This window comes from Paenibacillus diazotrophicus (assembly GCF_042610465.1).
Map to the genome: position 1 here is coordinate 2316509 of NZ_JBGJZN010000001.1, position 25617 is coordinate 2342125.

Annotated in this window: 29 protein-coding genes; 4 read left to right on the top strand and 25 right to left on the bottom strand. The window is 52.0% G+C overall.

The window, feature by feature from the left end; all coding sequences use genetic code 11:
- Positions 1-40: 40 nt before the first annotated feature.
- The 8 genes from ACAN54_RS10630 to hemE all read right to left on the bottom strand — a co-directional run bounded on the left by ACAN54_RS10630 (position 41) and on the right by hemE (position 8078).
- The gene (locus tag ACAN54_RS10630) at positions 41-646 is read right to left on the bottom strand and encodes a TetR/AcrR family transcriptional regulator (protein ID WP_379153801.1); all 606 of its coding nucleotides are present in this window, start codon (positions 644-646) and stop codon (positions 41-43) included.
- Positions 647-721: 75 nt separating this feature from the next.
- Positions 722-1543 carry a DUF92 domain-containing protein gene (locus tag ACAN54_RS10635; protein ID WP_379153803.1) on the bottom strand — a complete coding sequence of 274 codons (822 nt, stop codon included), beginning with the start codon at positions 1541-1543 and terminating at the stop codon, positions 722-724.
- Positions 1544-1546: 3 nt separating this feature from the next.
- Positions 1547-2170, bottom strand: coding sequence for a fumarylacetoacetate hydrolase family protein (locus ACAN54_RS10640; RefSeq protein WP_379153805.1), 624 nt, complete (start codon positions 2168-2170; stop codon positions 1547-1549).
- Positions 2171-2216: 46 nt separating this feature from the next.
- Positions 2217-2942 (bottom strand): glycerophosphodiester phosphodiesterase, encoded by a 726-nt coding sequence (locus ACAN54_RS10645; protein WP_379153807.1) that lies wholly within the window; start codon positions 2940-2942, stop codon positions 2217-2219.
- A 39-nt stretch (positions 2943-2981) separates the two neighbouring features.
- The gene (locus ACAN54_RS10650) at positions 2982-4379 is read right to left on the bottom strand and encodes a CapA family protein (protein ID WP_379153809.1); all 1398 of its coding nucleotides are present in this window, start codon (positions 4377-4379) and stop codon (positions 2982-2984) included.
- A gap of 141 nt (positions 4380-4520) precedes the next feature.
- A complete protein-coding gene (gene hemG / locus ACAN54_RS10655) occupies positions 4521-6011 on the bottom strand; it encodes a protoporphyrinogen oxidase (RefSeq protein WP_379153811.1) in 1491 nt (496 codons plus the stop codon).
- Positions 6008-6964 carry a ferrochelatase gene (gene hemH / locus ACAN54_RS10660; RefSeq protein WP_379153813.1) on the bottom strand — a complete coding sequence of 319 codons (957 nt, stop codon included), beginning with the start codon at positions 6962-6964 and terminating at the stop codon, positions 6008-6010. Before hemH ends, hemG begins: the two co-directional genes overlap by 4 nt.
- A 52-nt stretch (positions 6965-7016) precedes the next feature.
- Entirely contained in the window at positions 7017-8078 is a 1062-nt protein-coding gene (gene hemE / locus ACAN54_RS10665) for a uroporphyrinogen decarboxylase (RefSeq protein ID WP_379153815.1), read from the bottom strand.
- A gap of 224 nt (positions 8079-8302) precedes the next feature.
- On the opposite strand from hemE, the gene ACAN54_RS10670 reads away from it, so the two are divergent.
- On the top strand, positions 8303-9520 hold the full coding sequence (locus tag ACAN54_RS10670; RefSeq protein WP_379153817.1) for an MFS transporter: 1218 nt from the start codon (positions 8303-8305) through the stop codon (positions 9518-9520).
- A gap of 20 nt (positions 9521-9540) precedes the next feature.
- Here ACAN54_RS10670 and ACAN54_RS10675 read toward each other — a convergent pair whose 3' ends face one another.
- Positions 9541-10170 (bottom strand): O-methyltransferase, encoded by a 630-nt coding sequence (locus ACAN54_RS10675; protein WP_379153820.1) that lies wholly within the window; start codon positions 10168-10170, stop codon positions 9541-9543.
- A 193-nt stretch (positions 10171-10363) separates the two neighbouring features.
- On the opposite strand from ACAN54_RS10675, the gene ACAN54_RS10680 reads away from it, so the two are divergent.
- Positions 10364-11503 carry a THUMP domain-containing class I SAM-dependent RNA methyltransferase gene (locus tag ACAN54_RS10680; protein WP_379153822.1) on the top strand — a complete coding sequence of 380 codons (1140 nt, stop codon included), beginning with the start codon at positions 10364-10366 and terminating at the stop codon, positions 11501-11503.
- Positions 11504-11828: 325 nt separating this feature from the next.
- Here ACAN54_RS10680 and ACAN54_RS10685 read toward each other — a convergent pair whose 3' ends face one another.
- From ACAN54_RS10685 to ACAN54_RS10725, 9 genes are all read right to left on the bottom strand, one after another.
- Positions 11829-12068 carry a YuzB family protein gene (locus tag ACAN54_RS10685; RefSeq protein ID WP_379153824.1) on the bottom strand — a complete coding sequence of 80 codons (240 nt, stop codon included), beginning with the start codon at positions 12066-12068 and terminating at the stop codon, positions 11829-11831.
- Between the two features lie 41 nt (positions 12069-12109).
- The gene (locus ACAN54_RS10690; RefSeq protein WP_379153826.1) at positions 12110-12412 is read right to left on the bottom strand and encodes a HesB/IscA family protein; all 303 of its coding nucleotides are present in this window, start codon (positions 12410-12412) and stop codon (positions 12110-12112) included.
- Positions 12413-12536: 124 nt separating this feature from the next.
- Positions 12537-12788 (bottom strand): hypothetical protein, encoded by a 252-nt coding sequence (locus tag ACAN54_RS10695; protein WP_379153828.1) that lies wholly within the window; start codon positions 12786-12788, stop codon positions 12537-12539.
- 131 nt (positions 12789-12919) lie between these two features.
- Positions 12920-14128, bottom strand: coding sequence for a M14 family zinc carboxypeptidase (locus ACAN54_RS10700; protein WP_379154217.1), 1209 nt, complete (start codon positions 14126-14128; stop codon positions 12920-12922).
- Between the two features lie 242 nt (positions 14129-14370).
- Positions 14371-15177 (bottom strand): glutamate racemase, encoded by an 807-nt coding sequence (gene racE, locus ACAN54_RS10705; RefSeq protein ID WP_379153830.1) that lies wholly within the window; start codon positions 15175-15177, stop codon positions 14371-14373.
- A gap of 221 nt (positions 15178-15398) precedes the next feature.
- Positions 15399-15851, bottom strand: a complete 453-nt coding sequence (locus ACAN54_RS10710; protein ID WP_379153832.1) for a YtxH domain-containing protein — start codon at positions 15849-15851, stop codon at positions 15399-15401.
- 102 nt (positions 15852-15953) lie between these two features.
- Positions 15954-16616 (bottom strand): helix-turn-helix transcriptional regulator, encoded by a 663-nt coding sequence (locus tag ACAN54_RS10715; RefSeq protein WP_379153834.1) that lies wholly within the window; start codon positions 16614-16616, stop codon positions 15954-15956.
- Positions 16617-16693: 77 nt separating this feature from the next.
- Positions 16694-17134, bottom strand: coding sequence for a DUF86 domain-containing protein (locus ACAN54_RS10720; RefSeq protein WP_379153836.1), 441 nt, complete (start codon positions 17132-17134; stop codon positions 16694-16696).
- 221 nt (positions 17135-17355) lie between these two features.
- Positions 17356-17643, bottom strand: a complete 288-nt coding sequence (locus ACAN54_RS10725; RefSeq protein ID WP_379153838.1) for a Dabb family protein — start codon at positions 17641-17643, stop codon at positions 17356-17358.
- 201 nt (positions 17644-17844) lie between these two features.
- Between ACAN54_RS10725 and ACAN54_RS10730 the strand changes: the two genes are divergently transcribed.
- Both ACAN54_RS10730 and ACAN54_RS10735 read left to right on the top strand, forming a co-directional pair.
- Complete coding sequence (locus ACAN54_RS10730) at positions 17845-18429, top strand: helix-turn-helix domain-containing protein (RefSeq protein WP_379153840.1); 585 nt, start codon at positions 17845-17847, stop codon at positions 18427-18429.
- A 206-nt stretch (positions 18430-18635) separates the two neighbouring features.
- Positions 18636-19442, top strand: coding sequence for an MBL fold metallo-hydrolase (locus ACAN54_RS10735; RefSeq protein ID WP_379153842.1), 807 nt, complete (start codon positions 18636-18638; stop codon positions 19440-19442).
- A 61-nt stretch (positions 19443-19503) separates the two neighbouring features.
- Here the strand turns inward: ACAN54_RS10735 and ACAN54_RS10740 are convergent, their stop codons facing one another.
- The 7 genes from ACAN54_RS10740 to ACAN54_RS10770 form a co-directional block, all read right to left on the bottom strand.
- Positions 19504-20148, bottom strand: coding sequence for a class I SAM-dependent methyltransferase (locus ACAN54_RS10740; protein ID WP_379153844.1), 645 nt, complete (start codon positions 20146-20148; stop codon positions 19504-19506).
- 18 nt (positions 20149-20166) lie between these two features.
- Positions 20167-20925, bottom strand: coding sequence for a GNAT family N-acetyltransferase (locus tag ACAN54_RS10745; protein WP_379153846.1), 759 nt, complete (start codon positions 20923-20925; stop codon positions 20167-20169).
- A gap of 222 nt (positions 20926-21147) precedes the next feature.
- Positions 21148-21417, bottom strand: coding sequence for a 30S ribosomal protein S14 (gene rpsN, locus ACAN54_RS10750; protein ID WP_379153848.1), 270 nt, complete (start codon positions 21415-21417; stop codon positions 21148-21150).
- A gap of 40 nt (positions 21418-21457) precedes the next feature.
- A complete protein-coding gene (locus ACAN54_RS10755; RefSeq protein ID WP_379153850.1) occupies positions 21458-22531 on the bottom strand; it encodes a metal ABC transporter substrate-binding protein in 1074 nt (357 codons plus the stop codon).
- 6 nt (positions 22532-22537) lie between these two features.
- Positions 22538-23383, bottom strand: a complete 846-nt coding sequence (locus tag ACAN54_RS10760) for a metal ABC transporter permease (protein ID WP_379154219.1) — start codon at positions 23381-23383, stop codon at positions 22538-22540.
- A complete protein-coding gene (locus tag ACAN54_RS10765) occupies positions 23329-24036 on the bottom strand; it encodes a metal ABC transporter ATP-binding protein (RefSeq protein WP_379153852.1) in 708 nt (235 codons plus the stop codon). The genes ACAN54_RS10760 and ACAN54_RS10765 overlap by 55 nt, the downstream gene beginning before the upstream one ends.
- A 320-nt stretch (positions 24037-24356) precedes the next feature.
- Entirely contained in the window at positions 24357-25562 is a 1206-nt protein-coding gene (locus tag ACAN54_RS10770) for a GTP-binding protein (RefSeq protein WP_379153854.1), read from the bottom strand.
- Positions 25563-25617 lie beyond the last annotated feature (55 nt).

Sequence of the window (25617 nt, forward strand, 5' to 3'; positions counted from 1 at the left end):
GTCCTCGCTTGCCTAATATTTTAAACCGGATCTGTACAACTTACTGCCCTGCCGGTAAATCTCCAAGTGATGCATTCATGTTAGCAACTGCACCTTCGATAAAGAGACTGGCTACAAACCTCGTTCGTTGGTTCGCATCCTCTTCCGAGAAGGAAGGATCAAACAGGATATCCATCTTCAGCCGGTCCAGCATACCGATGTACGACTTCGCCATCAGCTCCGGCTCATAGGCCCCGCCTTCCAGCAGCACCTTCACTACTGCCTGCATATACTCTTCCATAAAACGCGCCATGTAGGCTACCAGCTCAGGGTTGTTGTTCGGCGCCCGAAAGAAAAGCTTCGTATGCTGCTTGCGTTCATAATAGTAAAATAAGTGATGCTCTGCAATAACGGACAGCTTCGCGGTCAAGCTGCTGCAGGCCTGGAGCTTAACTTCGAGCTGCTGAAGAAATCCTTCACAGTCCCGCCGGGTGACCGCCATGAACAAATCCTCTTTATTTTTGAAATATAAATAGACCGTGCCCTTGGCAATCCCTGCACGCTCTGCCACTTCCGACATCTTCGTTTCGTAGAAGCCGCCTGAACCGAAGAGCTCGTAAGCGGCATCCAGAATGGCTGTATGTTTGTGAATGGACGCGCTGCTCACCGGTTCACCCCCTTCAATATTACGGATATTGGTGTATTCATGATATGAAAAGCATGTACCTCTTGCCGCCTGGTGTTATAGACCACCGATCAACAGAGCGGCAACGCCACCCAGAATGGAGCTGACGGCATTGACTGCGTCATTATCCATCCATCGCCAGCCACGGGCATAGACCGTGGGCTGGCCGCAATGCCGCGAGGCTTCTACCTCGCGGCCGCATACGGTGCAGCGGTTCATACGCTGCACCGTGGCCCCTAGAACCGAGTCGGCGAAGGCTCCGACGAGGCCCCCAAGAAGTCCTGCCAGCGTAAGCAGCAGGACTGAGTGTCCCGGCATGCCGGAGGCTGCCCTCAGCAGCCAGGAGGCAGCGCCGATCAGGGCGCCGCCTGCAGCGGCGGCCAGGGTTCCCGGCAGCGAGACACCGCCAGAGGTGCCGGGCGGCAGAATACGCCCCGTCAGCACAGAGCGGGGCGGCTTCCTGGCGAGGGTGCCAATCTCCGTCGCCCATGTGTCCGAGGTTACAGTCGCCATGACGCCGATGAACAAATATCCCCATAGCTCCAAGGGATAGATGGCGTTCAAGAGCACCAGCAGCATGCCAAGCCCGCCGTTGGCGAAGACCTGGCCAGCATCCCGGCGCCCTGTTTTGTCATAGGTAGCTTCCAACTCTGCCTTATTCTCATGGTGGAGCTTCGAGAGCAGGGTGGAAGAGATGAAGAACAACAGCAAAATCCCAAACCAAAAGGCATTCCCTGCCCCGAAATAGATCGTCCCCATAGCAACCGCCGCCAGCATCCCGGATAAGCTGAGCGACTGCTTATAATAAGCCGCTCCGGCCACCAGCAGAGCGCCGCAGAAGCCGATTGCCCATTGTAACACTTCAAGTCCCGCAGGCATAGGCTAACCGATCAGGCAGGTGCCCATTAAGCGATCGCCCCACAACAGCTCGAACGAATCGCCTGAAGCCACAGGGCCAACACCAGCCGGAGTACCGGTAAAAATAATATCATCTTTGCCCAACCCGTAACGAGCTGCAATGAATTCCACAATTTTTTGCAGTGAAAAAATCATGTTCTTGACGTTCCCGCGCTGGACCTCCACCCCGTTCTTGCGAACGGTGTAATCCGTTGCTTCCAGCTCTTCCGTATCCGGAAACGCAATATAGGGAGTCAACGGTGCAGCGTTCTTGAAGCCTTTGGCAGGCGTCCAGGGCAGACCTTTCTTTTGCAGATCGTTGTGTACATCGCGCAGGGTGAAATCCAGACCCAGAGCCATCACATCCACCAGCTCCTGTACGCTCATGCCAGGTACATAATCCCTTGCGATCCGCAGAACAATCTCACCTTCGTAATGAATCAGTCCGGCATCTTTTGGAAGCTGGATAATGGCTTTGTCGAGGGGAACCGCCGCATGTGAAGGCTTAAGGAAAATCAGCGGCTCCACCGGTACCTTGTTGCCCAGCTCCTCCGCGTGTTGCTTGTAGTTTCGTCCCACACAATAGATATTGTTAACATCAGCGCACATGTATGCTTCAGCTCTCTTCCCTGTCAATTATAAGCATAAGCTAAACTTACAGAAACGTATCGCCCCAAATATCCGGACGGTTCGTACAGATCATAATCTCTGAATGCATTTCGGCCAGGCGGCGCATCTCTTTGGCCTTATTCACCGTCCAGGCCATGACCCGCACCCCGCGCTCAGCGAGCAGCTTGGCCAGGTTCGGATTCAGCCGGTCAAAGCTAATGGACAGAAAAGAACAGTCGAGCTCCTTGAGCTTCCTCGCCGGGTCGCCAGACCTTGCGTCGTAGATCAATCCCGTGCGGTAACGCGGGTCCAGCTCCCTAATCCGCTGTAGCGCACCGGCGTCGAATGAGGTCAGTACCACCTCATCACGCATGCCGTGTGTGTTGACAAGCTCAATCACCGCTTTTTCCAGCCCGGGATACATATCCCCGCTTGTCTTCAGCTCAATGTTCAACCGTAACCTTCCACAAGCTAACTGCAGCACCTCTTCCAGGGAGGGAACGCGTTCTCCGCGAAAAGCCCTGCCCTTCCAGCTCCCAGCATCGAGGCGCCGGACATGTTCATAATCCATATTCTTGACTTTGCCATGGCCGTTGGTGGTGCGGTCAAGCGAGAAGTCATGGATAACTACGGGGACACCGTCCTTCGTGAGTTGAACATCAATCTCCATCCATTGTACATAAGGAAGGGCAATGGCCATTCTTATGGCAGCAAGGGTATTCTCCGGTGCTTTACCCGAAAACCCGCGATGGGCCACACACAAATTATTCATCATAAGCACCTCCGGCAGAAGTATGGTCAATATCTGCCCCTACTTGACAACCTGAACTACATTCCCGTCATTACCGATCTTCACAAGACCGGAAGACAGGGACTGCACTTTGTGCAGCAGCAGTTGGCCGTCCACTTCATTCATGGGCACGGGTTTTGCCAGCTCCGCACTCATCGGACTGAGCTTCATTGAACACTGCCCCTGTGCGCTGCACTCTGCCTGAAACACAGCGGTATCCCAGGTGGCTCGGGTCAGCGAACGTGTGAAAATAAAGTTGCCGGTGCTGTAAGCGATCCATTTGCCTTTGTAGGGCTCAATCCCCTGCAGCACATGCGGATGCCCGCCCATGACCAGATCTGCGCCTGCATCAATGAAGCTGCGCCCAAGCGCTTGCTGGACCGAATCATATTGTTCCATCCGTTCTTTGCCCCAATGTACCATTACAATGACAAGATCAGCTTTCTTGCGGGCGCCAGCGATAACCTTCAGTGCTTCCGCACTGTCATACACTGAAGCTACTCCAGGTTTGCCAGCCTGCGCCTGCCACTCCATTGCAGGCAATACACGTGTGAAACCAAGCAGAGCGATACGAATGCCATTTCGTTCAAAATACTTGGCGCTATATGCTTCGGCTGCGTTCGCTCCGCCTCCTACATACGGGATGCCACGTTTGTTCAAATGATTAAGTGTATCCAGCAGGCCTTCCTCACCCTGATCAAGGGTATGGTTGTTCGCCAGATTCACCGCATCTACACCGGCAGCCTTCAAAGAATCAAGCGCCCTGGGCTCTCCCTTGAATACAAACTGCTTGTTGGCTGCGCCTACCCCTCCGGTGGTGATTGGCGTCTCCAGATTAAGAATGCTCAGATCATCCTTCTTGAACATGCCATCCAGGTCAGCATACGAATAATCGTAGCCTTTTTGTTGCAGGATTTCACCCGCTTTACCTGAAAAAATGACATCTCCCGCAAAACTCAGCTTCACGGTCTTCCCAGCATTCTCTGGAAGGCCCGAAATCTGGCTGCTACTGGAATTCCTGGTGGAGCCTTTATCTACGGGATCGTATGTGCTTTCCGGTGCAGAGCTTGCTTCAGGAGCAAGGGATGGGCCAGGTTCCGTAGGAACTGGAGTCGTCTTTGGAGTCGTCTCTGCAGAAGGTTCAGATGAAGACTCCGCAGCCGGCGAAGGTTCGGGTGTAGGCTGAGCCGAAATAGTAGGTTCGGGCTCCGCATCCCCCTGCTCCGGTGATGGAGAACTAAATATTGCAGCAGCCGGCGGTGGATCACCGCTTGGATCTGGATCGCCAAGAAAAGCATAAGTCAACAGAGCAGCAATCATGAGAAGCAGACTTACGTTAATCCATGCCCAAACCGTTCTGCGCCGGCGCTTGTTGCTTGGCTTGTTGTTTTTTCGGGTACGTGAACGCGGCGGATACATGAATGCAAGTAATCTCCTTTATCCTAAAATTGTTTCTATTATAGCATAAGTCCCACCCCATCCTCCAAAATAGAGAGGCTACTCCAAAGAGGACAAGCAAAAACGGTGAAGCGCGCCTTACGGAGCACTTCACCGTTACTGTTAACTCATTACTACGGACTGTTCCAGTTGATCCTTGAGGTTGAAGGAAGCTTTCTCTGCCGTCAGCTTAGCCTGCTTGATGCAGTCTGGCATGCCAATGCCGTCATACCCGGCACCAAATGCATATACTCCAGGCAGCTTCTGTTCTAGCTCGCTGCGAAGACCGGCAATACTCGATGGATGTCCCACCGGATATTGCGGCATGGAATGTTTCAGCCGGGTAATTTCCGTAAACAACGGCTTGGCGGAAATACCCATAATCTCCCGGAGATCCTTGAGCACTAGTTCAGCCAGAGCCTCATCCGGCAATTCTACATTCTGCTCATCACCTGAACGGCCGACATAACAGCGGAGCAGCACGCGGTCATCAGGGCTGGTATGCAGCCATTTGGTGGATGTCCAGGTGCAGGCCGTAATATTTCGTCCTTCCTTCCTCGGAACCAGAAAACCAGAACCGTCATATTCAGTCACAATATCCTTTTTCTCAAAAGCCATGACTACATTCGCAACCGATACATAGTTAACATTGTCCAGTGCTGACACATCCACATGGGGACGAAGCAGTTCCGCAGCAGCAAAATTCTGGACAGTGACGTACACGTCATCTGCTGTCAAGGTCTCCCCATTATCCAATGCTACCTCATAACGAGGTGAAGGAGCTGTTCCTGAAATCTGCGAGGCCGGGAAAGCGGACTCTGTACCGCTTATTACCTTGATGGCTGTAACACCCGTTCCCGTACGCTGCTCAACATCATGCAGTTCATGAATCAAGGCTTGGACCAGACTCTGGAGCCCTTTGCGGAAGGTAAGAAAGGCGCTTTTTTTGGTACCGGTATGCGTTTCAGCCGGCTTCCGTCCCATCATCATCCCGCGAATGAGGCTGCCGTACCGCCGCTCTACTTCACCGAATTGCGGAAACGTAGCCTGCAGGCTGATCTTGCGCATATCCCCGGCATAAATTCCGGCAAGAAGCGGCTCGGTCATGTTTTCCAGAACTTCTGTCCCCAGCCGGCGTTCGATCAGTTCGCCCAGCGACTCATCCTCGGAGCTGCGCCGTGGCGGAATGACAAAATCCATCATTGCCCTCATTTTGCCGCCAAAGGTGACGAGGCCGCTTTTTAGAAACGGTTTGAGTTCCGTGGGAATGCCAAGCACAAGTCCGGCCGGCATGGGATGCAGCTTGCCACGCTGCAGTATGTACGTCTTCTTGGCATTCGGGTTCGTGGTTACCAGCTCATCACCGATTCCCAGCTCCTTCGCCAGATCGCTCATCACCGTCTTTCGGGCCAGAAAAGAATCCGGTCCTTTCTCAATCACAAAACCCTCGCGGTGCAGCGTTTCTATCTTGCCGCCAAGACTCCCATCCTTCTCTACCACAATGATATCCGGCTGAATCCCAGCTTCGCGGTAATATTTGCGGACATAAAAAGCGGCGCTGAGGCCACTGAGGCCTCCGCCGATAATTACAACTTTGCGGGCAGTGCCAGTCATGATTGCCCCACCTTCAGCTCTTTGGCCTTGGTGCGGACTACATCACTCAGCACAGACATATACGCCGGGTCACTGTTGAGTGAGTCAATACGCATCAGCCGCATATCCAGTTCAGAGGCCAACGCCTGTGCTTCAATATCCAGGTCATACAGCACCTCCAAGTGATCGGAGACGAAGCCAACCGGAGCAACCAGCACATATTCGACCTGCGCTTCACTAAGCTCGTGCATTGTCACCAGAATATCCGGTCCGAGCCATGGCTCGGCAGTACGGCCAGCGCTTTGCCAGGTGAACTGCCAGGAGCTGACTCCCGCTAACTTGGCGACAGCCTCAGAGGTTGCCAGCAGCTGGTCCCGGTAAGGGTCTCCCATGGACAAAATACGTTCCGGCAGACTATGGGCGCTGAATAATACACGGACCTCGTCGCGTGCTGCACCTGCTTCTTCAAACAGGTCCAGCTTGGCTGACACTCTGCGGCTCAGAACATCAATCAGTTCAGGATGAAGATGATAGCTCTCCACGAATGCCATTTCGATTCCGCTGGCTTCCGCCTTTTCCTTGGCGCGTTTGATATAGGTGCCGACACTCATGACGGAGTAGTGAGGGGCGAGGACAATACCTACAGCTTGGGTAATGCCGTCCTTGACCATCGCTTCCACACCGTCCTCTATAAAAGGGTGGGCGTGCTTGAGTCCCTGGTAACAGACATATTCTACTTCTTCGCCGGAATAACTGCTGTTCAGCGCGGCTTGCAGCGCTTCCACTTGACGGTCCGTATTTTCCCGAAGCGGAAAAACCCCGCCGACGATGGCTTCATAGCGGTCCTTCAATTCCTTCAATTGCTCAGGAGACGGGGCATTGCCACGGCGGATATGTGTATAATATGCTTCTACTCCTTCCAGACTTTCAGGAGTGCCGTAAGACATTACGAGTACACCTATTTTGGTAGTCATATATTCCATCCCTTTCTGCAGATAATGGGTACCATAAGTGATCCGGTTATAATCATAAACGGGTGGTTTCGGTTTTCTTCAAAGTCTCACGGGAATAGTCATGGACATACTCAGTCAGTTCCTTTAGCGTGTCCAAAGACGCCTCGGGAAATAAACCATGTCCCAAATTAAAAATGTAACCTGGTTCAAGCATGCCTTCATCCATAATAGCTTTTGCCCGTTCTTTGAGCAGATTCATTGGAGCCGTCAGCAGAAAAGGGTCCAGATTGCCTTGAACAGCAAACCCGCCGCCGGTGCGCTGTCTACCTTCAGTAATGCTGACGCGCCAGTCTAGCCCGATTACATCGGCCTGAAGATTCGCGAGGCTTGGAAGAAGCTCTCCTGAGCTGACACCCGGAAAATAAATCTTCGGCACATCAAGATCTGAAAGCCCGGCAAAAATACGGGAGATGGTCGGTAGCACAAAGCGTTCGAAATCAAGCGGAGCGAGTGAACCTACCCAGCTGTCGAACAGCTGAAAGGCTTTTCCGCCGCTGGCTACATGGGCGCGTAAATAAGTGATCACCATATCCCCAAGCTTATCCATCAGCTTGAACCATACCTGCGGCTGACTGTACATCAATTCCTTAGTACGGTGGTAGCTCTTGGAAGGTCTTCCTTCGATCAGATAGCTCGCAATCGTGAAAGGTGCTCCTGCGAAGGTAATCAGCGGCACTTCGAGCTCTTTGTCTAAGATAGCAATGGTCTTCAGGATGTGGCTAAGATCGCCTTCCACATCAATAGGCTTCAGGCGGTCCACGTCGGCTGCACTTCGAATCGGGTTCTCAATAACAGGGCCGATGTTCTTCACGATGTCGAACTTTACTCCCAGTGAAGCCACCGGATTCATGATGTCGGAGTACAAAATGGCTGCATCCACGCCCAGCTTGCGAACAGGCATCATAGTAACCTCTGCTGCCAGCTCCGGCTGCTCACAAATTTCGAGCAGCGAGTAATTCTCTTTAATTTTACGGTATTCGGGATCATACCGGCCAGCCTGCCGCATGTACCATACTGGAATGTGCTCCGTGTCTTGCTTCCTGCAGGCGCGGATAAAAGTGTCATTGTAGGTCATGATAAGATCTCCATTAGTTGATAGAATGTGGGTTAACGCTTATCCTTTATTATGCTCTTTTTAAAACTTCGGAACAACAGCCGAACCAACGAGGGAATGACAATCCCATGACATTACTATGACAAGTGTTGCATCTTCCGTCTCTGAAACTATGATATAATGATTGAATGTCTTTTTTTGAGAGCTCGTGATCTTTGAATCCTTTGAAAGGAAGTGAAAGCACTTTGAAGAACTGGGAGACCTGGAAAATCAACCTCATCGTGCTTTGGTTCGGTCAATTTCTGGTTAATGCCGGTATGACTATGATTACCCCGTTTCTATCCTTATATCTGGCTAAGGACCTCGGAGTTCAGGGCCATGCGCTCGGAGTGTGGGCCGGTCTTATTTTTGCAGCTAACTTCATGACCTCGTTCCTGTTCCAGCCGCTCTGGGGTAAGCTGGCCGATAAATACGGGCGCAAAATCATGCTGCTGCGCTCCAGCTTCGGCATGGCGCTGGTCATTGTGCTGATGGGCTTTGCCCAGACGCCTATGCAGCTGTTGCTGCTTCGCCTGCTTAACGGGACGATCTCCGGATTCAATCCGGCCTCCATCGCACTTGTATCGGGCAATACCCCAAAAGCCCGCATGGGTTTTGCCATGGGGCTGATGCAGTCCGGCTCCGTCGCCGGGACCATTCTGGGTCCGCTGATCGGCGGTGCACTGGCCGACTGGATCGGGTACCGCCCGATCTTTTATATCGTGGGCGCACTCTTATTCGCTGCATCCCTGCTAGCCTTATTTCTCGTAAAAGAGAAATTCGACCGTGCCGAAGCGGCGCAGGCTCCGCAGATTTCCGTACTTGCAGGCTTCAAAGAGCTGGCTAAGGTTCCGCAACTACCGGCATTGTTCGGTGTAACATTCCTCCTCCAGTTCGCCATGATTGCACCGATGACGCTGCTTCCGCTCTATGTTGAGAAACTGCATGGCAGTGCCGTGGACATTGCCTTCTGGGCAGGAGTCGTCAGCGCGGTTACCGGTGTGTCCAACATGCTTACATCGCCATTGCTCGGCAAGCTGAGCGATAAGATTGGCGCACACCGTATACTTACCTACGCCCTGATCGGCGCAGCGCTGTTTATCATTCCGCAGGCCTTTGTGACAACGGTCTGGCAGCTGATTATCGTACGCTTCCTCATGGGTGTCTTCATGGGCGGCCTGCTGCCTAGCGTGAATGCTCTCATCCGCTCCTATACTCCTGACGGTAAAGAGAGCCGGGCCTTTGGTTTCAACAGCAGTATGCTGGCTCTGGGAAACATGCTTGGAGCTGTCATCGGCGGCTTTTTGTCCGGCTATATCGGCATTGAAGGATTATTCCTTATCTCCGGCGGCTTCCTGCTCGTCAACACGGTATGGGTACGGCTGAAGCTGTACAAAGGATCCCCGCCGCGATTGTTCCGCTGATGAGATCAGCGCTTGCAGTACTATTTAACCATAGCCAGCGCCAAGCCATCGTAGGCAGGGAGCAGGGTACTTGTCAGCCGTTCATCAGATGCAATCATCTCATTAAAACGGCGCATGGCCTGTACCGCCGGTCCATTCTTCTCTGTATTCAATGTCCGTCCGCGCAGAAAAATATTATCTCCGGCGATCACCGCCCCAGGCGATGCAAGCTTGATGGCATATTCCAGATAATTCGGATAGTTCTCCTTATCGGCATCAATAAAGAAAAAATCAAAGGTCCGACCCTCCGCTTCCAGAAGCTTCAGGCTATCAAGCGCGGGGCCGAGCTTGTACTCTACAGCTTCACCGTATCCGGCCTCTTCCAGGTGCCGTCCGGCAAGCTCTGCATATTCGGGCTTCAGTTCAAGCGAGGTCAGCCGCCCTCCGTTGATTAGCCCGCGGCAAAGGCAGATACCGCTGTACCCGCCGAGTGCGCCGATCTCCAAAATGCGGGTGGAACGCGACATTGCAACCAGCATCGTCAGCAGCCGTCCATAACCGGGTGCTATGGATACTTCAGGCATGCCGCTATCCTTAATGGCCTGCTTCACCTTAAGCAGCAGCTTGTCCTCTGTATATAAATATTCACTGTATTCTTCTTGATCGGGCATAGGTATTCTCCTTTGTGGTTAGTACTGTTCCTGGAACATCAATCGGGATAAATACGGCAGGACGGGCATTGTGCTGCGTCCCTCCTTCCCCTATACTGGATAGGCAAGCTGTATGGAAGACTACCGGAAGCACGCTTCCCTTATTGTAAAGGTTATATGTATTCATCTACAAGTCAAACGGAGTTGAGCGAATTTGGGCAAATTACAACTGATCGCTACCGCCCCCATGGGTCTGGAAGCTATCGTGGCACGTGAATTGAACGAACTGGGTTATGAGACCACGGTCGAGAATGGCCGGGTATTGTTCAGTGGGGATTACATCGACATCTGCCGCTGCAATCTATGGCTGCGGACCTCTGACCGTGTACTGGTGAAAATGGGCCAGTTCCCGGCCAAAACCTTCGACGAGCTGTTTGAAGGCGTCAAGGCGATAGAATGGCAGGACTGGATTCCCGAAAACGGAGAATTCCCCGTAGAAGGAAGGTCGCATAAATCCCAGCTTACCAGCGTACCTGCCTGTCAGGGGATTGTCAAGAAAGCCATCGTCGAAAAGCTGAAATTATCCTACCGTACCGAATGGTTCCCGGAGAACGGCCCTAGGTATGTGGTGGAAGTGATTCTTCTGAATGATACCGCACTGATCACACTGGACACCACCGGTCCCGCACTGCACAAACGCGGATACCGGCGCCAGGCGACGGAAGCACCGCTGAAGGAAACCATGGCGGCCGCGCTGATCCAAATCAGCCGCTGGAACGGCCACCGTCCGCTTTTTGATCCATGTTGCGGTTCCGGCACGCTCCTGATTGAAGCGGCGATGATTGCCTGGAACATTGCGCCAGGCCTGCGGCGCTCCTTCCCGTCGGAACATTGGCCGGAAATCCCGAAGCGCCTCTGGGAAGAAGCCCGCGAGGAAGCCTTCGACGCAGTGCGCGACGATTATCCGCTGCAGCTGACCGGGACAGATATTGATCCCGCAGCGATTGAAATCGCCGAAGCCAACGCCAAGAGTGCCGGACTCGCCGGAGAGATCACATTTAAGGCTATCGCTGCCGCTAAGGTCAGACCCGAAGGCGAATACGGCTGCATCATCACCAATCCTCCCTACGGGGAACGGATCAGCAATGACAAGGAAGTAGAGAAGCTCACCCGGCAATTTGGTGAAATGATGCTGTATCTTCCAACCTGGTCCTTTTTCGCCATCAGCCCCTATAAGGAATTCGAACAATTCTACGGACGCAAGGCGGACAAACGGCGCAAACTGTACAACGGACGGATTGAATGCCAGTATTATCAATACCTGGGTCCACTCCCACCGCGCAATCAGCAATAAGATGCATAGGGTTATGGTGCATGCTCTGCAACAAGAAACGGACAGATCCCGAGAAGGATCATGTCCGTTTTTTTGATTTATAGAATGATCGCACTTTCTGCAATTACATCCCGCTGGCAGATTCGGGCGACCCACCTTTTCCTAATTGCCGTATACCGCGTTAGTATGCTTCTTTGGCTCCATTACCTCCTATGTATCTGTCTGATGTTGATGATCTTCAACATTCTATCATGCCCCTCCGAGCACGCCCAAGCACGTTTCCCGTAGCCCATAAAAGCAAAAAACCTCCGCTTCACTCAGCGGAGGTGATGATATAACACAGTGCCTACTCCTTAGTAACTGGCTGTTTGACAAACGCCTGGGCTTTGGCCAGAACCTCATCTTCAGTAGGGGCACTGACATACCGGCCATTAATATAGACAAACGGCCGTTTGCCGCAAGGCCCGCAATAGGAGATACATCCAGTCTTGATCTCGGCGTCCGGCGCCATTTTGCGCAGCTTGGGGAGGATACTTTTCATCTTGATATGATTACATTCGTCACAAACGCGTATATCGTTAGCCATGGAGCAACCCTTCTTTATGTCCGTAAAATACGGGCGAACACTTAGTGATCGCCATGATTTCCTTTAGACGGATTAGTGATGATAAAACCTTCTTCGGGGAAGTACAAATAATCAATCTTCACACCGTCCAGCAGCGGCTGGTTCGGATCAAGAATTACATCAATTTCTTTATCCGTGGATACCACTACATCATTTTCCTTAGGCGTGTCCAGGTCGAGGCCATAGTGGGCATGATCGCCGTGGGCATGTGTAATGGCTACGCGCAGCTTCAGCTCGCTGTTGCCTTCAAGTTCCATCGTTTTCTTTATCACTTTAGCCGCATTGCGGGTAATTTTGACGTTCATCCTCATCCATCTCCCAGGCATCTATAGTTTAAATACTCAATAATTTATTTTAAGGAAATCAGCCCGCAAAAGCAACCATAATAGCGAAATAGATCAAGAGGAGGCGTGGAAAATTGTCTAAACATCATCTACCGGTGCCAAGAGCCGGATATTTACGTTCCATACGCGAGACAAACCAGCCCATGAGCAGCATCGTCACGCCAATATCGTCAATCGGGAGAAACGGCATGATATCGGGTAGTACCCAGTACAATATTACCGGTATGGTGAACAGCAGCTTGTCCGACATAGCCACATTCGGCGAGATGACATACTGCCAGGAGTTACGGAAAATATGGGACCATTGTTTAAGTGACAACAGTTTTTTCAGTTTCATAGGTTCCTCCTAAATGTTTGGCTGACATCAGCTTTCTCAAAAAAAGAATACAGCCGCTAAGCGCATCTCGAAATGACTGCGGCCGTACTCTTTGCTGGTATATTACGCAAATTTACAGACATTGTTTCATTTTATTTGAAATTTGAAAGAATAGTTGCCAAAACAAGGCCGGTCTCCAGTGCCATATCCTCAAAATCAGCAAGTGGAAGCGGATTTTTGCCTATGCCCAGCTCCACGGTGAAACCGGGCCGACGGAAGCGCTGAATGAACCAATCCTTGTATCCGGCATCACTGCCATGCAATTCTACCGCCCGGTAGCCGCTGGCTGCCGCGAGCAGGGTGGCCAGTGTCCGGCTCTCCGGAGGCTCATAGCCCCGGTAATTCCAGTAGATCTCGCTCCCCTGGCTATGTAGCGATACGGCCGCATCGCCGGGAACCTTCTCAGCCAGCTGTGCCAAGGCAGCAGCTTCCGGTTCACTTAACGGAGCCTTTCCGCTGTAATCACGTGGGCCCGGTCCTGATACGGCCCGCCGATTCCGCTCCTCCTCCCAATGGGCGGGGAACTGGTCTCCGAGATCCACACCGCGGATGTTGGCCTTCCAATGGCGGAAGCTGCGCCGTCCGCCATTCCATTTTCTCAGCTCATCGTAGTAGGGATGACCCGGCCAGGCTCCTTCCTGAACCAGCTCCACCCCGTCGGGATTGGCCATTGGCACAGCCCATAATGTCCAGTTATTGTACCACGCTTCAGGGTTATGACCATTCCAGTCCTTGCCTGCCGCGTAGGCCGCCGCATATTGCTCAACAAAAGACATGAGACAAGGTGATGTAAGCCATTCATTCGCATGCAGGGACGCATTGACATGCAAATGTCGCGGCCCGCAGCCAATCCGCATCAGTTGGAGCGGCTTACCCAGAATGCTCGTGCCAATCCTTTCAACCTGAAGAAAAGGATACCTGATCAATAATTTTCCCAGGTCCTCTTCCATGTCCGCCGGTCCGTATTCCCCTCGGAGATATACAGCCGTATGAGGCGCTGCCTCAGGAATGACCAGCACTTTGCCGGGTGCACACCCGTAGGCCGAACTAATGCCTGGGTTCAGCTTTTCCAGTTCCCCGATATCCACTCCAAATAAGGCAGAAATGCTCAAGGCATCATCACCTTCCTGCACAGCATAACGCTTACGCGGAGCGGAAGGCAGAAATAACACCTGCCCCGGATATAAATACGGCTGCTTGCCTGCCCACGGGTTTCCTTGTATCACATGCTCCGGTGTAAGTCCATGCCTCGCGGCAATCCGGCTAACCGTATCTCCCCTGCGGGCAATATATTGCTGCATATGTCTCATCCCCTCGGCCCTCGAGTTGGTGTCATTCAATGCCTTCAGCCGGGGAATTCACGGGAGACATTCGAATACAACCCACTAATCCATTCTATGCAGAACGTGCTGTCCACCATGTGGAATTTGACGCAGCAGACGCAGCAAAAAAACCGGAACATTGCTGTCCCGGCCTCAAATCTCAGTTCTACAATTACCCCTGAATCAGGGGTTTGTCCTTAATCAACCCACTGCTGCAATTCTTACAACGATGATACCTGCCAGACTACAGGGGTACGCTTAATCTGCTCACCGAGCCAATCCCGGGCGATCCGCTGGAACATCTCCGCATCTCCACTGCAGAAGAATTGGTGGATCGGGCTTTCGTCCCCGCTGGCCAGCTTTCCTTTGTCGTAAAGAATTGTACTAATCTCTCTTGCGGTCTCTTCCGCCGAGCTGATCAGCTTCACCCCTGGTCCCATTACTTTGCTGATCGGTTCCACCAGGAACGGGTAATGGGTACAGCCCAGGATCAGCGTATCGATCGGCTCGTATTTGATGCCATTAAGCGATTCAGCCACTGCAATATGACTCTCCTCTGAGCGGAACAGGCCTTGCTCCACAAAGGGGACAAGCGCCGGGCAGGCCTGGCTGACGACCTGAACGAATGGGGAAAGCTGCTTCAGCGCAGCGGTATAGGCACCACTCTTGATTGTGCCCACTGTACCGATGACACCCACCGTACCTGTTTTACTTGCGCTTATGGCTGCACGTGCACCGGGATGAATGACGCCAATGACAGGAATGGGTACCTTGGCTGAGATATAATCAAGTGCGGCCGCAGTTGCAGTATTGCAGGCAATGACAATCATTTTAGGATTAAATTGAATCAAATAGTCCACAATCTGTTCAGTGAACATTTTCACTTCTTCTGTCGAACGGGGTCCGTACGGGGCCCTTGCGGTGTCGCCAAAATAAATGATCTTCTCCCGTGGGAGCTGTCTCATCACTTCCTTGACAACTGTTAGTCCCCCTACACCTGAATCTAGTATTGCGATAGCTTGCTGCACGAACACACCGCTTCCTTTTTACTTGTTTTGTGTAGCTTATGTAGAGCAAAAACGAAATGTACCTAGGCTTCAGCCCCAATTGCAGATAATACTCCAATTTCCGGAACAGTTCAAGAGCCGCCTTCCGCGGATTGCGAAAAGCGGCTCATCACCGGGAATTATAAGTATGAACGATAGCGTGAAATATATATTTCCTCTTTAAAAAAGGGATATCCGCCCGGCTAGGCGAGGTCGCTGCCATCTTTGCCATTCTCGGTGTCATCTTCCAAAGCAGCTAACGCATCAGCTTCATCTTCCAGCGTATCCAGTTCTACCAGCTCATCGAGCTCTTCACCAGCTTCATCAAAAATAATTTCGGCCGATTCACCTTCAGCCACAATTCCGCTTACTGCAGCCTTTTCCTCTTCATCAGCACCGGTATATTGCTTGCTCCATTCCTTAACCTCAGTAACTACAGTCAAGGCGGCGTCTTTGGCTTTGCTGTACAGCTCCGTGCTTTTTTCACTGGCCGCTCCAGCAATTTCCTGCACTTTGTCGATGGCGTCTGCTGTTCCGTCCGCAATGTCCTTGCGCAGCTCCTTGCCAGGCTTAGGGGCGAACAGCAAAGCCGTTACAGAACCTACCACCGTACCAGCAAGAATGCCCCACAGCAAGCTTTTGTTATCTTTTTTCATGTCTCATCTCTCCCTTGGGTCTATTTGAGCCTTTGCCCGGCCATCCGGGCTATCGCCTAGTTCTGCTACATCATAAGCAAAGAGAGTATGTCTTGTGACAGTTTATACGCTGATTTCCGAAGTTTTCTCTTTCTTGAGCGGTGCTATGGCATAGCGGCAACTCTGCCCGCCCTCTGCCATACATTCTGTTCGGGTAACCTTCGCGCCGAGCAGTTCCTCGAACAGCCCTTGTTCACACTGGCATGCCTTGCGGTATTGGGTAGCCACCTGGCGGATCGGACAGTTGTATTCCTGCATTACAAAGGATCCGTCCTCTTCCCGGCTCCACTCGGCCATATAACCGCCAGCATTCTGAATGGAGGACAGCTCTGCAACACGCTCTTCCAGATTACGATTCTCCATCATGGGGGAATACTGGGCAAGCATGCGTCTTTTGCGGCCTTCAAACAACATATTAACTGCTTCAAGCCCACTACCGTGATCTAGCTCACGCAGCAGCTCCAGTGCCAGATTGTGATAGCTTTTGGGAAAATGGTCGTCCGCCCGCTCTGTCAGCGAATATACATGCAGCGGACGGCCCATGGCCTGGCGGACAACCTTGGTTTTGGCCAGCGATTCCTGCTCCAGCTGCAGGACATGCCGCCGGACGCCCATTTCGGTTATTCCCAGTTCCTCCGCGAGCGCACTGATCGTCAGCGGGCCTTTCATCTTCAGGAGCGTCATAATCATGCGCCTTGTCGATCCGCTTTCCTGCCCCTTCTTCATTATTAAGGACCCCTTCCTTTCACAGCTGACGCCTGTGGTCGCCTCTATATCGCCAGCATCCTGTGCCAGCTAGAATATTACACTTGAGCCTGTGCGCCCAGCTCCTGATCCAGATAGCTATGAACCTCTTCTGCGAATTGCTCCAGCGCAGCCGGCAGCAATGTTGCAAGCGGGTGAAGCGCCGTACGGTCCCATACATAATAATCCTGCACCAATGGCTTGCGTAGGGCTACCAGCTCGATCAGCAAATCATATAGACCGCTACCGGTAAAAACCTTTTCCTCATGAATAATAGAAATAATATCCTCATAGCTTCCGGCATCACGCATGATGAATCCGTCAATCAAAGAACTTCCTACATCGGTAACGACCTCGATCGCCAGATGCAGACATCTTTCCTGGACCAGTCCCATGAACGTTCCGCCATCCCACGAGGCTGCTGCTGCCCGGAGTCCGGTATTGATATCGGGAATCTGCCCCAGTATAGTTTCGATCTGTTTTCGGTTAACATAGTACACAGTAGAACCTCCAAATCAGGTGATGTGGCATAGAGCTGCTGAAAAAATTCCGAACTATTTCCCCCGCCTGCCGCGGCGTTTCAGCCAGAACAGCATAATTATGCATGCGGCCAGAAATACAACTAAATAGGTTAACGCTTCCATCGGGTATTCAAGCTCTCGCATAGACGTCACACCTTCCGGTATTTGATGGCGGATGCCGCCGCACTCTACAATAATCCCTAGATTTCGTAATCCACAGCAAATGAGACTTCTTTGACTTCATTGATGTGCGCAATAACTTCCTTATGTGCAGGATGTACCTGGTATGCCTGTAAATCCTCAAGCGAAGCGACTACTGTCACCAGCGCAATATCAAAAGAACGCTCAGAGCGAATGACATCAGCCCCCACCTCGATGGAGATCAGCTGTGGAATTTTGCCTTCCATGTTCCGGAGTACGGCTACGGTTTCCTGGACTTTTTCCGGAGCACGGTCCTTTAATTTGAAGAATACAATGTGCTTAATCATCTATATCGCTCCCTGCGCCTTGAATATTATGAAATGGTTTACTAAAAATATATCATACCCGCCTCACTTCTGAAAGAAACTTAAGTACAGCCGTTCTGCCAACCATTTCACCCTGGACGAAAGCATAACCAAAATGTTAAAGTCATATAAAGCCAACCCTGAATATTTACTACATTATTAAATCAGTATATCGGAGGAATTATGCCTAAGAATCAGCAAGAATCACATAAAATTCAGGCCTGGTCTCTGATCAACCGCAAATATCTTGGACAAGGCGTAAGGGTCAAAAGATTCCGCCGACCCAAGCGCAGCCAAATCCGCAATCGCGTACTGCTTGCCGTTCTAATGGCCAAAGACATGAAATTGTCCCGGCTTGCCGAAGAGCTCGCGGTCTCTTCACGCAGTGTTAGCGCATGGGTATATGAAGGACGTATTCCTTCCAGGACCAATCTGGAGAAGGTCTGCCGTATTCTAGGCTATCCGTCCCATATCTTGTTCAACGAGGCTCTTCTGCGGCAAAGTCCGATTGTATGCCAGCCGACGCCTTCTCGCTTCATGAAAAGAGCCAATGCCCATTCCCCCCAGAGCAATATCATACTTACGGGGCTGTGCATGGTGTATGATTTTTCGGTTACAGACGTCAGTATTTGGATCGGGGTCCATCCCGGAACCTTCCGCAAGTGGCTGCATCAATGTCATCTTCCAACACTGGCACTGCAAGAAAAAGCCGAGAGCTTCTTCCATATTCCGCGCCATATTCTATTCGCTGACTGCGAATCGCGATAACCTGGAAGCCAGCCGCGGGCTACATACTTCAAATGCGCATAACTGCTTATCATACTATCACCAGGCCCTGCTTCCTTCGGAAGCGGGGCTATTGACGTTTCAACCTGATGCGATATCGTGAAACTTATTGATGCTTATCTAAAATAAAGGCCATACTACCAGAAGACGTACAGAATATACTTCAGAAAAACGCAGGAGGTGCGCTGGTGGAATTGAACGGGATATTTACTGCCGGTCTTACCGATTCTTGGGATGTAGCGGAAGGGGTAGCCGGTCTTCGGACTTTGTTTGTTAACGTTGTCTATATAGGTAAGGCTGAATCGGACTGGATCCTGGTGGACACCGGACTTGGTAATTTCGCTGGGAGCATTTTGCAGACTTCCTGGGAGCGGTATGGCAAGCCGCCGGCAGCCATTGTTCTGACGCATGGCCATTTTGATCATGTGGGCAATCTGAAGGAGCTTCTGGAAGAATGGAAAGGGGTCCCTGTGTACGCGCATCCCTTAGAGTTGCCTTATCTTACAGGCTCCCTGGATTATCCTCCCGCTGACCCTGCTGTGGGTGGAGGCCTCATGGCCACGGTTTCGCCGCTCTACCCGCATAGGGGGATTAATCTTGGAGACGCGGTTCATCCGCTTCCGCAAGATGGCATGATCCCTGGAGCAGAGGGCTGGACCTGGGTACATACACCCGGTCACAGTCCTGGCCACATTTCTCTTTTCCGGCCTGATGATGGGGTACTTATAGCAGGGGATGCCGTAATTACAGTTAAGCAGGAGTCGGCATTTGCAGTAATTACCCAGCACAAGGAACTGCACGGACCCCCGGCCTATTTCACAACAGACTGGGTGGAGGCGGAGAAGTCCGTCCGTAAGCTCGCTCTTCTTGACCCCCAGATCGTAATGACCGGGCACGGACTGCCCATGACCGTGCCTGAGCTATCCTCAGAATTCGCCCATTTATGTAAAACATTCAAAGAGCTGTCTGTTCCCTCTCAGGGTAAATTCGTATAATTTTCAGCGCGGCCGGTAAGAAATACAGGGCCGCGCCCTTCTATGACTGCAGTCTCATCCCTTATTTTTTTCGTGCGAGGATATACCTCAATATGTATTCATGTGTCCCGCTTCCTGGGCTTGGCAGCAATTCGATAAAGGTTCCCGTCTCCACAATGTCCACTGCGCTAAAATGCTCCCGCAATTCCGTATCGCTGAAAAAGTGGGCGTATTTCCCTTCCTTGTATTCATATGTGCCCGGCTCCAGCATTATCCCCTTGCCGTTGTTAGGGTCTTCATCGGAGAAGCTGGTGAAATAAAGAAGGCCTCCAGGCCGGAGCTGTGCAAGACTGGCGGCTATGAACTGACGGCGCCCGCCGGCAAGAAATAAATGAAGCACATCAAAGCAATAGACTGCATCTACCTGAATGTCCAGTTGCGGCTCCAATGCCGATCCTTTAATAAAGAGGGTTCTGCTGTCCCACACTGCGGCAAGTTCAAGGGCAGCACTGCTGAGTTCAATCCCATATGTGTCCATATCCGGGGAGAATACCTTGGTGTTCCGCCCATAACCCGCACCCGGTATCAAAACGGATTGCACCCCATCCTCAAGAAACCTCGCTTTGGCCTGTAAAGCCGACGGACTGGGCCGATCTCCCCAGATCATGCCCTCACGGGCAAATCTTGTACTCCAATACTCATCTATAGGGTCTTCTCCTTTACTCATTTACTGCCCGCCTCCCTTCTAACGCCGGTTTTTCACTCTGTACCAATATGAATATATTTCCTGAAAGCCCAGCTTGTCATATAACGCTGAAGCCCCTGCGTTGGCCTGCACCACCTGAAGAAAGGCGTGTGCCGCTCCCAGATTTTTGCCCCAGTGCAGCAGACGGAGCAGCATTTCCTCTGCCATCCCCTGCCGGCGGAATGGAGCAGCTGTGCATATATCATATAAACCGATATACCCATGCTGGATAACCCCGAGTCCGCAAGCTGCTGGAATACCATCTTTCAGCAACAGGGTATACCCTTGCTTCAAAATGGAAGCGGACAGCATTCTGCGTAGTGTATTCCTGCTGACAGACGACAGATCTGCCATTCCTGAGAAAACCTCCAGCCACTCTTCATTCAGGTCTTCACGGATCTGGATCTGGTACCTACCTGGTGGAGCGGGCAGATCTTGCAGGTCCAGCGTCCTTACGGACGAGGGTTCTACGATCTCATAGCCCTGCTCAGCCAAGCATCCGTCCAGATCTGCGGGTTGGGTGTACGGAGTGATTTTGAACACAGTGTTCAGCCCGGCCTCCGCATAATACTGCTCGGCGAGGCTTATTTTGTCCCTGATATCCAGTCCGCCCTGCTGTTCATCCGGACCATATAGGGGATTCACCGAATTTGCACGTTTGGTGTAACCTGCCGATGTGCGGAGCACCCAGCCATCCAGCAGCACACTTTGCTCTGCGGGCCAGGTATTCAGCGTGATTTCTTCAATCCGTTTAGGCATGCTGTATTTCTCCTCCTTGTCGTCTGTTACAGCTCATGTCCCTGTCTCCCTCAAGGTTCAGGTACATATGTCTATTATCATAATTCACCTTGCTTCATCAGGCAAAGACCAGGGAGGGAATATGCCGAGAACCATGAATCTCTGCATTCATAGCAAAAACAGCCATTTCTCCACAAAAGCAGAGAAACAGCTGTCCTATTGAAGTTATGCAATCTATCCTGTCTACCAGCTTGATTTGGTAATGCCGGGGATTTGCCCTTTGAGCGCAAGCTCACGGAAAACGATCCGTGAAACATGGAACTTGCTTAGGTAACCTCTGGGTCTGCCGGAAACGGTACAACGGTTCTTTTGCCGGGTGGGCGACGAATCGCGCGGCAGCTTTTGCAGGGCCATGTAATCCCCCTTTGCCTTCAGCGATCTGCGCTCGTCAGCATATTCCGCCACCAGCTTCTGCCTTTTCATTTCCTTCACGATCTTCGATTTCTTTGCCACGCTGCTCCAGCCTCCCTTCATTGATATTGTATCTGACTGTCTATTCGTTCAATGCCGTCTTCAGAGCTTCGAGGTTCTTGCGCATAATGCTCAAGTAATCCTGATTGCTGCTCCGGTCCTCATCGGTCAAGCCTTCGATTGGGTTCAGCACCGCAGTCTTGGCACCAATCTCCCGGGCGACTGTATCCGCCACACTGGACGACACCAGAGTTTCAAAAAAGATGGTTTTCACGTCATGAGCCTTAGCGAACTCCACAATACCGGCCATCTGGCTGGCAGAAGGCTCCTGCTCAGGAGAAAGACCAGCGATAGGGATTTGCGTCAGCCCATACTCCTGCGCCAGATAACCGAAGGCAGCATGCTGAGTAATGAAATCCTTACGTTTTGTATCTTTCAGACTATCCTTGAACTCCTTGTCAAGCTGCTCCAGCTTCGCGATATAGGCAGCACTATTCGCTTTGAAGGCTGAAGCATTCTCAGGAGAAGCTACGGACAAAGCGGCTTCGATCGTCTGTACCTCCTTGATCGCAAGAGACGGTGCCAGCCAGACATGCGGATCAAGACCGCCATGGTCATGGCCTTCCTCGGCATGTTCGTCTCCTTCATCGGCATGTTCGCCTTCTTTATGCGCATGATCATCTTCCGCTCCAGCGTGATCCTCTTCTTCCTCTTCTGTTCCTGCCATAAGATTCAGCCCTTTACTGGCTTCGACAGCTACAAGCGGAGTTCCTGAAGCACTGGATATCACCTGCTGCGCCCAGCCCTCCATTCCGGCACCATTGAATACAAGCACATCAGCGGCAGATATTCCAGCCATATCCTGGGCCGTTGGTTCCCAGTCATGCGGCTCAACTCCGGCTGGAATCAGCGTCTCCACATCGGCTAAATCTCCGACTATATTTCGGGTGAACTCATACATCGGATAAAAGCTGACTTTAATGTCCAGCTTGTCCGCCTTGACTGCGGTACCCGCAGCTGCTCGCTCTGTGCTTCCGGCAGAAGTTGGGGCGGCATTACCTGCATTGCTTGCGGTGTTATTACTGCTGCAGCCTGCGGCAATTACTGTTAAGGTGAGGGAGAGAACGGCAAGTTGACGGATTTTATAACTCAGCATATAGAATCAAGCTCCTTTAATTATGGACTTATGGATATTGCGGCGTCTCCGGACTGCCATTAGCTTCTGAACGGCAATGGCACCCAGGAGAAAGCATAATAATATGAGGGCGATCGTACCTCCAGGCGGTGTGCTGATATAGTAAGAAGCAGTCAGACCGCTGAACACACCCGCCAGGCCGACACCGACTGAGATCAGAATAGCCGCCGTAAACCCGGATGCAATCCGCAAAGCGATAGACGCCGGTAGGACAATCAGCGCGGATACGAGCAGTACCCCGACTACAGGCATCGCCGCTGCAACCGTCATGCCGGTCAGCACAGCAAATGAAAATGACAACAAGCCGGTGTGAACACCACTGATCGAGGCGGTCTCCTCGTCGAAGGTCAGGCTGTAGAGCGGACGGCGAAGAAGAATGAAATACAAGAGACCCGCTGCAGCTACAATGGCAATCAGTCCAAGCTGGGTATCACTGACAGCGACGATGGAGCCGAATAGATAAGAGCTGAAGCTCCGGCTCAGGTTCTGTTTCAGACTCATTAATACTACTGCCAATGCAAGGCCGGAAGTCATAATGATCGCCACCGGCAGCTCGCTGTATGTACGGTAAGAACGGCGGAGCTGTTCGATAACCAGACCGCCAGCTACAGCCACTGCAAATCCGCTGAGCGCAGGATTCAGCTGCAGCACTGTACCCAGCGCTACTCCTGCTAGAGAGACATGAGACAGTGTATCAGCCATAAGCACCTGTCTGCGAAGCATAAGGTATACACCCAGCAGCGGACCGATGATGCCGATCAGGCCCCCGGCCCAAAATGCGCGCTGCATGAATTCGTAACCAAGCATTTCCAGCCCTCCTGCTCTTGTCGTTCCAGACTAATCAGCGTATCCAGATAGGGACTGGTCTCTTCCAGGCCGTGTGTGACCATAATGACCGTCCGGCCGTGATTGCTGACATAATGGCGCATCAGCTTGTAAAATCCGGTGCGGCTGACGATATCCATTCCTGTTGCCGGCTCATCCAGCACCAGGACCTGGGGCTGCTGCGCCAGTGCCCTTGCGATGCAGATCCGTTGCTTCTGCCCGCCCGACAGCTCCCCGATCCTGCGGTCCCGGTATTCCCACATGTCTACCTGCCGAATACTCCGCTCCACAAGCTCATCCTGCTCTTTGGTGAAACGCCCGAACAATCCCAGCCGCGGGTAACAGCCGGACCGGACAAGCTCGATGACCTTGCTCGGAAATCCGGCATTGAACGAAGCCACCTGCTGCGGAACATAGCCAATGACAAGCTTACCTTCCCCCGTCATCTCCTTGTTAAGAGTAACTGTTCCGCTCCACGGCCGGAGCAATCCAAGCATTAGCTTGAGCAGAGTAGTTTTGGCTGCCCCGTTCGGTCCGGTGACCCCGATAAATTGCCCGGCTTCAATATCAATCGAGAGGTTGTCAATGACCGGCTCCTTTCCGTAACCGAACACCACATCCTTCATGGATGATAAAATCATGGTGTATTGCCCTCCTTTCATAAAGCGGAATGAAGCATAATAGGATCCAGGGTCCGGAATGATCTGGTTCAACTATTCCTGCATCCTCTTTATTCGTAATGATTACGTATTAACTCCAATGATACTATCGTAATAATTACGATTTGTAAATACAAAACGAATAATTAATCGTAATTATTATGATTAAATCGCTAACCAATGGCACAGCATTCCACACAAAGAACCGGAATCACAGAGTCATGATCCCGGCTTATTCCCAGATTCCGAGCTTCAGCTTCAGCTCTATATTCGGCATCCATATCCCATGATTTCAAGCGTACTCACTCCGAGGCGTCAAACATTCCCTCGGCTGCCCATGGCAGCGGGTTATTGAAGCTGTTCCAATCCTGTTGCATCTCTTCTCCATTCAGCAGGCACAAGTCCAGCCGGGCTTCCAGATCAGCACGGTCCATGCTGATTCCGATAAATACGACCTCATTCATGCGGTCACCCCAGCGCTCGTCCCACCTGGCTTTCACATCTGGCTCCGCAGCAAGCACCTCTAGCTGCTGCTCTTCAGGGAGTGTTGCCAGCCAGTAGCCAGCAGGCCCGAACTGAATCGAGGGCCCTGCCTGACTAATCGTTGCGGCAAGATCGCCCTTGGCCGCCAGCCAGACCAAGCCTTTGGCCCGGACCACCTCTTGCGGCCAATCACTGAAGAACGAGCTAAGCCGCTGCGGATGAAATGGCATTCTGCGGCGGTACACAAAAGAACTAATGCCGTATTCCTCTGTCTCCGGAACATGCTCCTCCTTGTTCAGCTCCGCAATCCAGCCGGAAGACATGCTGGTTCGTTCGAAATCGAACCGTCCTGTGTTCAGAATCTCCTGGGGATCAACCCCACCTTTAACCGTACGGATGATCTTCGCGGCAGGTTGAAGTCTTCGCAGAACAGACTCCAGCTTGTTCAGCGCTCCATCATCCACCAAATCGCATTTGTTCAGCAGCAGCACATCACAGGTTTCAATCTGGTCGATAAGCAGATCGACAATATCGCGTGCATCCTCTTCCCCTGCCACCGTGCCACGGTCAATCAGACTGTCGCCCGAAGCGAAGTCATGCCAAAAACGGTTAGCATCGACAACGGTAACCATAGTATCGAGTCTGGCCAGTGCAGTCAGATCAATATCCAGCTCGGAATTGGCATAGGTAAACGTCTGTGCAACAGGGACAGGTTCACTGATTCCAGAGGATTCGATCAGAATATAGTCAAAACGTCCTTCCGCCGACAGACTCTGTACTTCACGCAGCAGGTCATCACGCAGCGTGCAGCAAATGCAGCCATTGGACATTTCAACCAGCTTCTCCTCCGTCCGGGATAGGGTGTTGCCTGCTTTCACCAGGCCCGCATCCACGTTGATTTCACTCATGTCATTGACAATTACGGCCACCTTCAGGCCGTCCCGGTTGTGAAGGATGTGATTAAGCACTGTGGTTTTGCCTGAGCCCAGGTATCCGCTGAGCACGGTAACAGGAATGGGGTTCATAGATATTCTCCTTAATCTCCTTGAGATGTTATTGGTCCAACGCTTTCTTATTTCT

Bases quoted from the DNA above. Each gene is read 5' to 3' on its own strand.
- ACAN54_RS10770 (WP_379153854.1), bottom strand. From the start codon at position 25,562: ATGAACCCCATTCCTGTTACCGTGCTCAGCGGATACCTGGGCTCAGGC.
- hemG (WP_379153811.1), bottom strand. From the start codon at position 6,011: ATGACTGGCACTGCCCGCAAAGTTGTAATTATCGGCGGAGGCCTCAGT.
- ACAN54_RS10745 (WP_379153846.1), bottom strand. From the start codon at position 20,925: ATGCCTAAACGGATTGAAGAAATCACGCTGAATACCTGGCCCGCAGAG.
- ACAN54_RS10635 (WP_379153803.1), bottom strand. From the start codon at position 1,543: ATGCCTGCGGGACTTGAAGTGTTACAATGGGCAATCGGCTTCTGCGGC.
- ACAN54_RS10685 (WP_379153824.1), bottom strand. From the start codon at position 12,068: ATGGCTAACGATATACGCGTTTGTGACGAATGTAATCATATCAAGATG.
- ACAN54_RS10645 (WP_379153807.1), bottom strand. From the start codon at position 2,942: ATGAATAATTTGTGTGTGGCCCATCGCGGGTTTTCGGGTAAAGCACCG.
- ACAN54_RS10740 (WP_379153844.1), bottom strand. From the start codon at position 20,148: ATGAGTAAAGGAGAAGACCCTATAGATGAGTATTGGAGTACAAGATTT.
- hemE (WP_379153815.1), bottom strand. From the start codon at position 8,078: ATGACCTACAATGACACTTTTATCCGCGCCTGCAGGAAGCAAGACACG.
- hemH (WP_379153813.1), bottom strand. From the start codon at position 6,964: ATGACTACCAAAATAGGTGTACTCGTAATGTCTTACGGCACTCCTGAA.
- ACAN54_RS10710 (WP_379153832.1), bottom strand. From the start codon at position 15,851: ATGAAAAAAGATAACAAAAGCTTGCTGTGGGGCATTCTTGCTGGTACG.
- ACAN54_RS10650 (WP_379153809.1), bottom strand. From the start codon at position 4,379: ATGTATCCGCCGCGTTCACGTACCCGAAAAAACAACAAGCCAAGCAAC.
- ACAN54_RS10730 (WP_379153840.1), top strand. From the start codon at position 17,845: ATGCCTAAGAATCAGCAAGAATCACATAAAATTCAGGCCTGGTCTCTG.
- ACAN54_RS10640 (WP_379153805.1), bottom strand. From the start codon at position 2,170: ATGTGCGCTGATGTTAACAATATCTATTGTGTGGGACGAAACTACAAG.
- ACAN54_RS10765 (WP_379153852.1), bottom strand. From the start codon at position 24,036: ATGATTTTATCATCCATGAAGGATGTGGTGTTCGGTTACGGAAAGGAG.
- ACAN54_RS10695 (WP_379153828.1), bottom strand. From the start codon at position 12,788: ATGAAACTGAAAAAACTGTTGTCACTTAAACAATGGTCCCATATTTTC.
- ACAN54_RS10755 (WP_379153850.1), bottom strand. From the start codon at position 22,531: ATGCTGAGTTATAAAATCCGTCAACTTGCCGTTCTCTCCCTCACCTTA.
- ACAN54_RS10700 (WP_379154217.1), bottom strand. From the start codon at position 14,128: ATGCAGCAATATATTGCCCGCAGGGGAGATACGGTTAGCCGGATTGCC.
- ACAN54_RS10725 (WP_379153838.1), bottom strand. From the start codon at position 17,643: ATGATTAAGCACATTGTATTCTTCAAATTAAAGGACCGTGCTCCGGAA.
- ACAN54_RS10675 (WP_379153820.1), bottom strand. From the start codon at position 10,170: ATGCCCGATCAAGAAGAATACAGTGAATATTTATATACAGAGGACAAG.
- ACAN54_RS10715 (WP_379153834.1), bottom strand. From the start codon at position 16,616: ATGAAGAAGGGGCAGGAAAGCGGATCGACAAGGCGCATGATTATGACG.
- ACAN54_RS10690 (WP_379153826.1), bottom strand. From the start codon at position 12,412: ATGAACGTCAAAATTACCCGCAATGCGGCTAAAGTGATAAAGAAAACG.